At 66.0% G+C, this 11,528-nt stretch carries 12 protein-coding genes and 2 pseudogenes; 6 read left to right on the top strand and 8 right to left on the bottom strand.

Translation table 11 applies throughout. The features are described from left to right. Window positions 1-178 precede the first annotated feature (178 nt). Entirely contained in the window at window positions 179-1,276 is a 1,098-nt protein-coding gene (locus OP79_RS43385) for an NmrA family NAD(P)-binding protein (RefSeq protein WP_033328651.1), read from the bottom strand. Window positions 1,277-2,295: 1,019 nt separating this feature from the next. Beyond that, window positions 2,296-2,760 carry an alpha/beta hydrolase family protein gene (locus OP79_RS56595; protein WP_051745508.1) on the bottom strand — a complete coding sequence of 155 codons (465 nt, stop codon included), beginning with the start codon at window positions 2,758-2,760 and terminating at the stop codon, window positions 2,296-2,298. 10 nt (window positions 2,761-2,770) lie between these two features. On the opposite strand from OP79_RS56595, the gene OP79_RS56590 reads away from it, so the two are divergent. Beyond that, window positions 2,771-2,968 carry a hypothetical protein gene (locus OP79_RS56590; protein ID WP_051745506.1) on the top strand — a complete coding sequence of 66 codons (198 nt, stop codon included), beginning with the start codon at window positions 2,771-2,773 and terminating at the stop codon, window positions 2,966-2,968. 408 nt (window positions 2,969-3,376) lie between these two features. Here the strand turns inward: OP79_RS56590 and OP79_RS43375 are convergent, their stop codons facing one another. The 4 genes from OP79_RS43375 to OP79_RS43360 form a co-directional block, all read right to left on the bottom strand. Continuing rightward, entirely contained in the window at window positions 3,377-4,339 is a 963-nt protein-coding gene (locus OP79_RS43375; protein WP_033328650.1) for a PDR/VanB family oxidoreductase, read from the bottom strand. Between the two features lie 56 nt (window positions 4,340-4,395). After that, a complete protein-coding gene (locus OP79_RS43370) occupies window positions 4,396-5,739 on the bottom strand; it encodes an SCP2 sterol-binding domain-containing protein (protein WP_033328649.1) in 1,344 nt (447 codons plus the stop codon). A gap of 1,189 nt (window positions 5,740-6,928) precedes the next feature. Then, on the bottom strand, window positions 6,929-7,195 hold the full coding sequence (locus OP79_RS55665) for a hypothetical protein (protein ID WP_033328648.1): 267 nt from the start codon (window positions 7,193-7,195) through the stop codon (window positions 6,929-6,931). A gap of 85 nt (window positions 7,196-7,280) precedes the next feature. Continuing rightward, window positions 7,281-7,589, bottom strand: a complete 309-nt coding sequence (locus OP79_RS43360) for a hypothetical protein (RefSeq protein ID WP_033328647.1) — start codon at window positions 7,587-7,589, stop codon at window positions 7,281-7,283. 151 nt (window positions 7,590-7,740) lie between these two features. Here OP79_RS43360 and OP79_RS43355 point away from each other — a divergent pair, with 151 nt between their 5' ends. Together OP79_RS43355 and OP79_RS43350 are read left to right on the top strand one after the other, a co-directional pair. Continuing rightward, window positions 7,741-9,063 carry a HEPN/Toprim-associated domain-containing protein gene (locus OP79_RS43355; protein WP_033328646.1) on the top strand — a complete coding sequence of 441 codons (1,323 nt, stop codon included), beginning with the start codon at window positions 7,741-7,743 and terminating at the stop codon, window positions 9,061-9,063. Between the two features lie 50 nt (window positions 9,064-9,113). Further along, a pseudogene (locus OP79_RS43350) lies at window positions 9,114-9,308 on the top strand (transcriptional regulator); the annotation flags it as partial. Between the two features lie 43 nt (window positions 9,309-9,351). Here the strand turns inward: OP79_RS43350 and OP79_RS43345 are convergent. Beyond that, a complete protein-coding gene (locus OP79_RS43345) occupies window positions 9,352-9,669 on the bottom strand; it encodes a hypothetical protein (RefSeq protein WP_157857469.1) in 318 nt (105 codons plus the stop codon). Window positions 9,670-10,006: 337 nt separating this feature from the next. Next, window positions 10,007-10,405 (bottom strand): hypothetical protein, encoded by a 399-nt coding sequence (locus OP79_RS43340; RefSeq protein ID WP_033328643.1) that lies wholly within the window; start codon window positions 10,403-10,405, stop codon window positions 10,007-10,009. Between OP79_RS43340 and OP79_RS55660 the strand changes: the two genes are divergently transcribed. From OP79_RS55660 to OP79_RS43330, 3 genes and pseudogenes are all read left to right on the top strand, one after another. Continuing rightward, window positions 10,404-10,574, top strand: a complete 171-nt coding sequence (locus OP79_RS55660) for a hypothetical protein (RefSeq protein WP_157857468.1) — start codon at window positions 10,404-10,406, stop codon at window positions 10,572-10,574. The two genes, OP79_RS43340 and OP79_RS55660, sit on opposite strands and share 2 nt — an antisense overlap. Window positions 10,575-10,776: 202 nt before the next feature. Then, window positions 10,777-10,977: pseudogene (locus OP79_RS43335) on the top strand (transposase); the annotation flags it as partial. A gap of 88 nt (window positions 10,978-11,065) precedes the next feature. Further along, the gene (locus OP79_RS43330; RefSeq protein ID WP_033328642.1) at window positions 11,066-11,488 is read left to right on the top strand and encodes a hypothetical protein; all 423 of its coding nucleotides are present in this window, start codon (window positions 11,066-11,068) and stop codon (window positions 11,486-11,488) included. Window positions 11,489-11,528: the final 40 nt, after the last annotated feature.

Below are 11,528 nucleotides of genomic sequence, written 5' to 3'. Positions count from 1 at the left end.
CGACAAACGCGACTACATCTTCAACGGCACCCTGACCGTCACGGCCGTCGTCATCTGGCTCCGAGACATCGTCCAAGAGCCATCAGAAACGCCCTAAGGCCGTGCGATGGCTACTGTATTCAACTCGTCGCGCAGCGGATACCGAGCCGCCGCCCGCTCGCCCGTTTACCGCTTGTGCTTACAACTTGCCCGTCCTGAAATCCGCGCTGCTCTTGAGGACGGCGGAGTCCATGCTCCAGTTCTCTGGCTGGACCCTCTCCCAAAGGCTTCCCTTGCCGAGTTCCCTGCCCAACTGGTCTTCGCGGCGGAACCACTCTTCAGCGCTTCTGATCCTGTTGGGGTGGATTTCGTCGAGCAGGGCGTAGTCCCTGGTGATGATTCCGTGCTTCCACACGTTCCAGAAGCCCGTGAAATTGTCGCGGAAGCTCATGGTGCTCTTGTCGTTGGGATCAGCGTTGTATCCGGCAGGGTGATCAGCGATCCCCTTCAGGTCCGGACTGTTCCAGTAGGTGTCCAGATCGGTGTCGATGTACTGGGCCGGATGTCCGGTGACCTTCTCGAATGCGGCAGCCATTTCGGTGTAGGTCATGTGCTCGATGGCGACTTCGAGGTCCATGCCATTGGCCCGTTCCGGATGGTCGAAGAGCCAGCGGACATAGAATCCGCAGTCTTCGAGAGCAACATGCGGAACAGCTCCCTCGCCGAGCGGGACGCGCCAGGTGACGACGCCATCCTCGATGGCGGGTTGCATGGGCGTGAGCGGCGAAATCACCATCTCGATGTAGGGACCCGACGTGAAGACCGCCGCTCCCATGCGGTCCCTGTTCTTTTCGTTCTGGAACAGTACCCATTCGGCCATGCGACCCTTGCCATCATAGTGGCCGGTGCGGAACCTGGAGTCGTAGCCTGATTTCTTGAGGGCGTAGTCGAGGTTCCCGTAGACGAAGAACTTGATTCCTTCTTCGATCGCTATCTCGTAAGTGCGGATGGCCCAGTAGGTCTCGGTCTTCTCGCCGGTGTTGAACCCGTCGATGTTGATGAACGCCCCGTCACAGCCGCGAAATCCTTCGCGCAGCACATCCTCGTCGGCGAATGACCCTTCGAGGATGGAGACGTTGCCGAGCGCGAGGAGTTCCTGGGCCCGGGGGGAGGTGGCATCCCGGGTGAGGACCCGGACGGAGTACTTCTTGTCTGCGACAAGAGCGCGGACGATGGGCATCCCTTGGGCCCCTGTACCGCCGATAACGAAGATGGTGGAGGTGGCATGAGAAGACATGGTTTTTTACTCCAGAGGTACGCACGCGATCAGCACGCGCCGGGTGCGGCGCGTTCGGGACTGATCTCTGCATCAGCCTGGCGATCAACGACTCCGACCGACTGACGCTGCGCCGATGCCCGTGGGTCACAAGCGCTTCGGAAACCGATCGGTTTCACGTCAATCGTACACCGATCGGTTTCCAGGCGGCAAGCGCTCGGGGATCCGGTTCTTCACAGCTGAGCGGTGCGGAGGTCCTTGCGGGCTTCGCGCGTGGGTCACGCACCACGTGCGCAGGCATCGATGGTCGGCGTTGCGGAAGCCGAAGGGCCTGTCCACCGGCGGCGCCCCCGCCGTCGCGGCGCGGTGAACCCCGGCGAGGCCGGGACGGCCTCCTCACGGGCGCCCGCCGTGACGTACTCGCTCTCGATAAGGCCAAGCGTGGCGGCGTGCTCGAAGAACACCGCCACGGTGTACCGCCCCTGGAGGAGGGACCAGCCGTGGTGGCCGTCGTAGCTGAGACTGCCGTATTGCGGATCCCCGCCTGGGACCTGCCCCGCGGGATGGCGGAGGCCCAAAGAGCCGCCAGAGGACGCGGTCCGCCGCGAGCCGATTGAGGAAGTCGGGCTACGGGTCACGCTGCACGGGCTGCTGGTCGTGGACTGGGTAGCCCCACTCGCGTTCATCTTCGACGACGGCACGCTCGACCATGACAACGCCGACCGGCTACAGCCACGTGACGAAGAGCTGCCGGAGGCCCGCGTTCGTCACGGCCTCCAACGCCGGACTTCGACTGCGGGATCGGATACAGCCACGCCAGTGTGAACCGCCGGGGCAACCCGCGAACCGCTCGCGCACATCCGGCCGCTCGGCCAGTGCGGCGGGTAACCGGGCCCCATCCGGGCATGAACGTTGTCCGCCGTCATCAACCCACCGCAGGCCATACACACCACCTCGGCATGGGTGTCCTGCCGAAGACGTCGTGACGCATCGTCACGGGCGGGCTCGCCTCACCCGCCAGCATGGACGCCTACGGTGGCTCAGGCGTCTTCTGGAACTCCACCACGCGTCTCCTCGACGGCTTCAAGCTCCTGCACCTGCCAGAAACCGGCATCAACATCGACCGCGTCCCCGGCCCTCGCGGCCCCGTCTCCTACCGAGACCTGTACCTGCGCCAGTACGTCGTCCGGCCCGCAACGTCCGTGCGCATCTGAGGCCGATACCTCACCAGAGTCGACTTCAGCGTAGGCGTCGAAGTGCCCGCCGGGCAGCATCACCAGCTTCTTCGGGGGAAGCGCCCGCTCGTATGCGGCCGGCTGGATGTCGGCGGGAATCACCGTCTCGGCGGCCTCGGCAATCATCAGGAGCGGCTTCGGGACGGCCCGGGCGATCCACGCGCCCGGCTCGTACATCCCGAGGCAGGGGGCAGCAACCGCGTCGTCCCCGACGACGAACTGCGCTGCGAAGCCGAGTCCTTCCGCCCGCAGGATCGCCGAAGGCCCCACCCGGGGGCACGTGGTGCACAAGGCGTTGCTGCACGCGTGGGCCACGGGCGGCATCCCGGCCGCCGACCAGTATCTGTTCGACCTCGCCGTCCCGCTCTTCGAGACCGAGGACGTCAAGGACGGCTTGGTCTCCGCCGCCAGGACCCCCAAGGAGGGCCGCTCCGGCCCGGCGCGCTGTTCAAGGGCCGCTTCGCGAGCGTGCTGTTGAGGAGAACGTGACCCGGATCGGTCTCCCGCACGACGCGTAGCAGTCTGGGCTCTTCCGGGAGATGTGGTCGATCACGGCGGTGGTGCAGGCGGGTGCAATGCTCCGCAGGAGGCTCTGGCCCGGCTCGACGCACGCCTGCTGACCTCCTTGAATGTGCGCATCGCGTCGACCGCGGCGACGATCCGACTCATCATCTGCGCGGTCTGCCCAGGTGGTCCCGCCGACCTGACGGCTGAAGACCCAGTCCGGGGAGCCGGTGGCCGTGGACAGCAAGAGCCCCCGCCCACGTCTTCCTCGCGGTCATGGCGCACTTCAATGTGTTCGTGCGATCCGACCTGAGGCGAACCGTCAACGCCCGAACACCCACAGGACAGGCTGCGCGGCCCGGTCATCTGCTCCCGAAGTGGATCAGAGATCGAGGACCAGGCGGTTGCCCTTGGCCCGGGAGACGCAGATCATCATGGTGTCGCCCGCGGCACGCTCCTGGGCGTCCAGGACCGAGTCGCGGTGGTCGATCTCCCCGGACAGCACCTTCGTCTCGCAGGTTCCGCAGATTCCCTCCTCGCACGACGTCATCACCGGCACACCGGCACCTTCGACGGCCTCAAGAATGGACATGTCCTCAGAGACCAGCAGCTTCTTGCCGGACCGGGCCAGCTCGACCTCGAAGCTACTCTGCGGTCCGGCGGTGGCGTCCTTCTTCGGGGCGAAGCGCTCCAGGTGCAGAGATCCGCTCGGCCACTTCTCACAGCCGGTCTCGACCGCCGCAAGCAGCGGTTCCGGACCGCAGGCATAGACGGCTGTCTTCCGCTGCGGCTTGCCGAGCAGCGAAGCCAGGTCCAGCAGCCCGTATTCATCCTGCGGCCGCAGGCTCACCCGCTCTCCGTAGGCCCGCTGCAGAGTCTCACCGAATGCCATCGAAGCTCGGGTGCGGCCCCCGTAGACGAGGCGCCAGTCGGCGCGGGTCGCGTTGACGGCTGCCACCATGGGCAGGATCGGGGTTATCTCGATTCCGCCCGCGATGAACACGTACTTTTTGGCCTTCACGAGCGGAAAATGGTTGCGCGGCCCACGGACGCGCACCGACTCACCTTCCGTGAGCCCGTCGTGCACGTAACTCGACCCGCCGCGGCTTTCCGGTTCCCGCAGCACCGCGACCTGGAACCGGGACCGATCTCCCGGGTCCCCGCACAGTGAATACTGCCGGACCAGGTCGGCTCGCAGTATCAGATCGATGTGGGCTCCCGGCTGCCATTCCGGCAGTGGACGGCCTCCCGGGTCGCGGAACGTCAGCAGCACGACGCCTTCGGCCATCGTTTCCTTACGTTCCAACACGAGGTCGAGCTCGACTTCGGTGCTGAGAGCGCTCATGATCCGTCTTTCATTTCTCACAGTGATGAATCGGTGATGCGTTCTTTCCTGACCGATCAGGACGGGAAGCAGCGGCCGAAGTCGCGCAGCAGTCGGGGGGATCCCTGCAGCTTGATCTGGCGCCGCACCAGTGCCCACGCCAACAGCGAGGGCTTGCTGAGGAAACGGAGCCAGGTGCGCGTGTCGGCGGTAATCCTGAGATCCGGTTCACCGTGATGTCCGTCGGCGACCTCAAGTTCGCGGTCGCGGATGGTCACGGTGATCTGCCGGGACTCGTCGCCGGTGAAGGTGAAGTGGTAGGTGGCGGACATGTCCTTGGCCTGTTCGCGCTGGAAGATCAGCGGCAGGCCTTCCACCAGGCCGTCGATGCTGTTCGCTCGCAGGCTCATCGCCACATGCTTCGTGCGCTTGTTCGGGAACCGGTCGGCCACGTGCTGCTCGGCGTCGGAACCCGGGACGACGTAGACGGTCTCTTCCTTGTCCATCAGTGGGCGCACGACCTGGGTCAGATGTGCCTTGCGATCGTCCAGCCAGGGGCCGATGACGTCCTCGCCGGCCGGGCAGACCGACATGCAGTAGGCGGCCTTGTAGTTGGCGCCGAAGGACAGGCTCTGCCACATCGAGGCGCTCTCGCTGTCGCTCACTCGCGCACGGTAGTCGTGGGCGTTACGGCTTTCGGCGACCTGTTCGGCCCAGTCGCCGAAGCCGCCCATGAATTCGCGGTAGTTGTGCGTGTAGCAGGCGGAGAAGTTGAAGTGACCGTCGGAGGCGATCGCCCCGGTCGGGCAGGCCGTCACGCACAGCTTGCATTCCAGGCAGGGGTTGTACTCGATGGGCCGGGTGTATTCGCTGACCTCGGCGTCGACAAGGATCGTGCCCAGCAGGATGAAGTTGCCGAATTTCGGGTGGATGACGTTGCGGTGGATACCCATCTTGCCGAGCCCCGCCGCCACGGCGACCGGCTTGTGCGAGACGACCCACGCCTTCCTGGGGAACTTGTCCATCTCCATCGGAAAACCCATCGCGGGGTTGATGGCGCGCACGCCCACCGCTTCCAGCTCGCCCACCACTTGTCGGCCGACCTCGTTGGATTCGTCACCGGTGTGATGAAACTCCAGGTTGGCGACCGAGCGCGCAGGAGTGCGGACGTTCTCCCGGTTCATTCGGGACACGATGCTGATCAACGTCCGGACACCCGGCAGCGCGGCGTCCAGGTCCTCTCGCTGGTCGGCGATGTCCGGCCGGTCGATCTCGACGAAGCCGACGTCGTCCGCACCCGCGTCGAGACACAGCTGGCGCAGCCACGCCGCATCCAGCGGCTCGGCGGGCCGGGCGGTGGTGCGGTCACGCCGGCGGACTTGGACGACGGTGGGATGGTCTTCGAGCTTTTTCCTGGCCATCGAGCGTCACCCCACGGGGGCAGGGATACTTTCAAGTTTCATGAAGCAACTCGGACCCTAGCCGCACGAATTTCGTGAAGCAACTAAGGTTCGAGCTGTGCTGCTAGCGGCTACTGCAGCGGCAGGAGGGCGGGCTCCGGTGGTTCACGCCGGCAGGCAAGCGTGGGAGATACCGCTGGAGTTCGTCATCTGGTCGGCCGTCCACCACCGCTTCTGCTACGGAAGACGGAAGGCCGGCTTACCGCGGCGTCGGCAAAGCGGTCGGGCGCGGGATGTCGAAGTGGAGAGACAGATCACCGATAGCGGGCAGTTCAACCCTGCCTGAGCAAAGAGCGGGTCGGCTGGCCCGTCAGCCGCCCTTGCATCGGTCCAGACGACGGTCGAACTGGTGATGACGCGTACTCAGCAAGCGGAAAGCGGGGGTGGCCCGCCCGTCAGTCGCGATGCAGATCTCTCCAAAGAGAGGATCATCGTTGAGCGTCAACCGCGCGCCGTGACGATGTGGAACAGACCTCACGCGGGCCTCCCCTGATCGCGACTCGGTACGCACCCCAGCTGGTGGCGGCGAGTCCGTCGAGGAATATTTCGAATGTCAGGCCGGCGAGTCGGTGAGTGCCGGGCCGGGAAGCAGGAGAACGGCGTCCGGGCCCACCACTTGTCCGCAGTGGGTGCACACGAGCTGTTCCCGAACGTTGCCCCCGCATCCCGCATGGCTCGTGACCCGCGGAGGGCCGACCGGATCCTCGGCGTGCTCATCGCCCCAGTGCATCAAAGAAAGCAACGCGGTGAGCAAGTCCTTGGCCTTGCTCGTCGGCCGGTACTCAGAGGGCGGTATGTGACGTGATGCCGCGTTTGTTGTCGCTGGAAGATGTGGCACAGGCGTATCGGACTGAACGGGGAGTCCTGTCGTGCTGGAGTGTTCCTCGTGAGCGACCGCCAGCCCTACAAGAGCGACTTATCCGACGAGCGGTGGCAGCAAGGGGATTCTCACGGGGAGCTGATCTATGCCGCGATACCCGTGCCCTCGGTGGAATACCTCAGACGCTCGGCCGGGAGCGGCAGCGCCGGGCGCGCTGCCAATGTGCGAAGACCGGTCCGCGATGCCTGGGCGTCGCGGACCGGTCGCGGTACTGCAGAGGGCTGACGCCGGGCGAGGAGGAGAGCCCGATGATGCCCCGTCAGCGCCGGGTCAGAAGCCGACGCGGGGCATGATGTTGGGCGCTCCGAAGTAGTCGATGACGGACGAGTTGGTGGTGTCGGTCTTTTCGGTGGTCTGGTGGCTGGTCTGGGCGTTGTCTGGTCGGGCACTGGCCGGGGACAGCAGGGCGGCGGTGGGGCCGCTGATGTCGGAGGTCTGCCGGGTTTTGACGGTGTCGGCGGCGGCGGTGCCGGCGGCGGCGAGCGCGAGGGCGCCGCCGACGGCCAGCAGGGCAGCGGGGCGCATGAGCGCGTGCATGGACTTCCCCTTCGAGAAGGTGGAGGGACGGGGTGGGGCGCCTGTGCGGGACCGGAATTGGCTGGGCACGGGGCGCCGGAGAGGGTCAGGGCAGCAGGCCGGCGACCGACTCGACCTTGGCGTAGTCGACGACCGCGGTGTTGGCGGTGCCGTTTTTGACCATGTCCTGGCCGGTGATTTGGACGTTGGAGCAGCCGCCGACATCCGCGCCGGGCGAGAGGAGCACCACGTTGCAGAGCATGGTGGACTTCTCGGTGCCGGTGTTGGTGTCGGCGGACGCTACGCCCGCCGTGGCCATGATTACGGTGCCGGTCAAAGCCGCGGCCACCGCGGCGGCAGGGCCGAGCCGGGTCTGCCGACGTTTCAGGATCGCGGGCATGCTGGATCGCTCCATGGACTTCCTTGAACGCACAGCTACGGCAAGCACTGGAAGCGTCTGCCAAGGTCACCCACATCGGCCCAGCTCGGCAACCACGACCCTGAAAGGTCAACGTTTGAAACTATGAGCATCAAATGATCTCGCAGCACACCGATCGGAGAGGCGCATGGGGGACACCTGGGCCCTGTTCTTGGGCGACAAGGAGATCAGGATCGGGAAGAACGAGACGCCCGCCAAGCTCATGACGGTCTTCCGTGAGGAAGACAAGTACCAGCACCTCGAATGGGCTCGACGCGTCGACGAGGCCAACGCGCGTGGTGAGGCAGCGTGGGACGAGCTCGATGAGTTTGAGGACTTCAACCATCGTGAGCTCTTCGGTTACCGGAGCACAGTCCAGACGATCATGACTCGCCTCAAGCTGATGGGCTTCGATCCCGATCGATGCAGCCAAGAGATGATCAAGGATCTCGAAGACGTCAACCAAGACGACATCGAGGACGGGCTTCTGGTGTTGAGCCGTCCCACGAGAGAGCGCAAGCAGGAGATCTGCCATCGGGTCTCTGCCGCCGAGGTCCTAGACACGGGGATCGCGGCCTACCTCAAGCGAGCGGAGGCCTTCGGGAACTGGAAAGAGGGGGAGGATCACCCAGAGCTGGCCGAGCTGGAAGAAATTTGCGTTTCGCAGCTGGACTTCTTCTTCGATGACCTTGCAGTCGATCCGAGGCTTTTCCTTGTCCTGATCCTTAGCTCTCAAGATCCTGAAGAGGTCCTACAGCTCGATATGAGCGAGCTGCTCATGGCTGGCTACTTTGAGAGCAGCGAGGCGATCTCGACCGAGGCCCTCCAGCAGCTGCGAGATGAGATGGCGAGCAGCGGACCCATCATCGTCATCACCGAGGGGAAGTATGACTCCCGTGTCCTAGGCCGGGCACTACCTATCGTCAGGCCCGACATCGCTGGCTACTTCGCCTTCTGGGACCTCGAGGAAACCAAGGCAGCCGGCGGGACGGACCGGGTGGTCGCCAACCTCAGGAGCTTCGCAGCCGCAGGTGTGATGAACCGCGTCATCGCCCTCGTCGACAACGATGCGGCTGGCCTGGCTGCACTGAAGACCTTGGCCAACCCGGCTCTTCCCAAGAACCACATCGCTCGCAATCTGCCCGATCTGGACTACGCGCGCGCTTATCCAACACACGGACCTTCGGGCCCAAGCCAGGACGACGTCAACGGCCGAGCTTGCTCCGTCGAGTTCTACTTCGGCCTGGACTGCCTCATCGGCCCTGACGGAAATCCCGTCCCCATCCAGTGGACATCGCTGAACAAGTCGGTGAACACATGGCAGGGAGAGCTCCAGAACAAGCGCTACGTCGAAGAGAGGATCGATGCTCTGCTTGACGCCGCGGAAGCTGGACAGGTGCCACTGGACGAGCGCTGGGATCCCCTTCGAGAGATCGCGCAAATCCTCATCGATGCTGCCCAGAGCCGGTAGTCGCATCCGGCACTGCCAGCGGTCAACGGTCAGCTCCAAACCATAGCCACAACATGGCACGGGCCTGGTGGGCGTGGAACCGGCCCGAGCAGGCCACCCGCGCCCTGCTGGACGCCTACCGGGCCAGCCCCGGCGAGGTCCGGGACCGGCCCGCGATCCGCAGCATCGTCACCGAGCTGGCCGAGCGGCACCCGCAGACCACGGGTGTGCGGGAACTGCACGCCGCCGTGACGTCTGCCCGCTGACAAACCAGGCCCGTTGAGCGGCTCCTGACGCGGCTGTCGTGCCTCATCCGGTTGGGCTGAGAGGCCGCTGCGTCTCTTCCAGTTCCCGGACCAGGCCAACGGCGAGCATCACCGCGGCGAGCGCGTTGGCGGGCGTGATCTGCGTCGGGCCCGCTGCGTGGGATGTCGCGTGACGGTTGTACTCCTTGGGCACCGGCGGCCCGAAGTACGGCTCGTACGCCTTGTGAATGCTGGTGTTGATGCAGTAGGCGCGGAACTGGCCGACCAGGGTGTCCGGCGTGGCCTTGGGCAACTGTGCTGCCAGGACCTTGAAGTTGAAGCCTCCCTGGTTGTTCTGGAGGGTGGGGTCCGCCCGAACCATGGCGCGCAGGACCGTGCGCGTGCAGGTCAGAGCGGGATCGAGAAGCGATCCCCTACCGGACTGAAACCCGGTATCCCCTCGCAAGATCCAGGTGGCGCGGACGGCGGTGCTGCCGCATCGCGGCATAACCGGGATGGCGTCCTGCGGGGCAGCCGCCCCTCGCTTGCCGTTTCCAGTGGAAACGGCGACCGCCCACGGCGGCATGGGCCGGGCTGTCTTCCGTCGCTGCTATGGAGGGCGTGTTGGCGGGCCCGGCACGCAGGTACGTTCGGGCCCCATCGTCTTGTGCCTGCACAGTTTTTGTTGGGTCACCGTGGGCGGGGTGGTAGGTCGTCTCTCAGGTGCTCCTTCCGTTCGCGGGGGCTTTGGGTTTGTAGTAGGCGATCTCCTTGAGGCCGTCGGGGGAGGGATCCACGACTTCGAACACCCAGGTCTCCTGGCAGTGGCCGCAGCGGGAGGCGTGGAGCTGGATCAACGGGCTCTGGTGAAGGCCGACGGCGAACATCGGAGGGCCGGGGGCACCGCACCACTCGCAGCCGAGGGGCGGGTGGGTGACGCGCGGGGCCTGCTTCCACGGTGACCAGGTGATGGGGTGGCCGCGGAACTCCTGCAGCAGGGTGGGTGGGGTGTAGCGGGGCTGTGCGGGGACGGCGTGGGGGTGGCGGGCGGGGGATTCGGGCGGGTCCTCCGGGAGCATGGGGGCGTCCTCACCGAAGGAGGAGGTGGTCAAGCGCATGGGTCGGAGTCCCGACAAGAGGGACGCCGTGGTCATGGCGTTCGCCGGGATGAAGGCCTCCGCCGTCCACAACCCGGGCCGGCGCGGCCAGGCCGGCGGCCAGATCTCCGGCGGCGCGTCCCGGTACGGGCGCAGCACCGGCGGAGGAGGAGCACGCCGCGGCCAATGACCGGCGCGGCTACTCGTCGGCCTCCCGCCGAAAGAGGAGGTCGCGGAGCCGCCGCTCGATGGCGCTTTGACGTGCCGCCTTCCTCACGGCCGCGCCCTCAGAGGGCGGTATGAGAGTGCATAGGCGCTTTGTCGTCACCTGGACGTGTGGCGGTGCGGCATCCCGGCCGGTCGGCGGCCATGGGCATGCTGGGCTGGTCGTCGTGAGCGAGCGCAAGCCCTACAAGACGGACCTGACCGATGAGCAGTGGGCGCTGGTGGAGCCGGTGATCACCGCGTGGAAGGCCGCACATCCCTCGGTCAGCGGCCATCAGGGCCGGTACGCGATGCGGAGGATCGTCAACGCGCTGCTCTACCAGGGCCGGACCGGCTGCCAGTGGGAGCTGCTCCCGCACGACTTCCCGCCGGTTCGGAGTCGCGGGTGTACTGGGCGATGACCGCGGTGATACTGCGCCGGCTGACCGCGGCGACCGTGCCCGCCTGGCGCACCGCATGACCGGCGGGGAGCTGACGCTCGGCGCGGTGCTGGCACGGCTGGAGGAGCGGGAACGCGAGATCGCCGTGCAGGCCGAGACCACGCGGGAACAGATCACGCAGCTGACCGCCCAGCTCGACGAACTCGGCCGGGCCGCCGAAGAAGTCCGGATCACCCGCAAGACGCTGCTGGAGCCGCCCGACTCGCGACCACCCGCGCCGCCGGCCCCGAAACTGCCGGACCATCCGGCCTACCAGCAGATCATGGCGGTGTTCACCGCGGCCGACCATCCGCTGCGTGCGCGGCAGGTGTGCGAGGCGATGGACGTGGCGGTCGCACCCAACAACATCAACAACACCCGCCTCAAGCTCAAGCGGCTGGCCGACCGCGGGATCCTGACCGAGACCGAGCCAGGCTTGTTCACCCAGCCCCGGCCGTAGCCGGTCGACGTCGCTACGGCCTGCCCGCTTGTCCGCACGA

The sequence above is a fragment of the Streptomyces yerevanensis genome, from assembly GCF_000716805.1.
In the GTDB taxonomy this organism is placed as follows: Bacteria; Actinomycetota; Actinomycetes; order Streptomycetales; family Streptomycetaceae; genus Streptomyces; species Streptomyces flaveus.
Note: the sequence above shows the minus strand (reverse complement) of the source record. Positions and strands in the feature narration are given on the sequence as shown.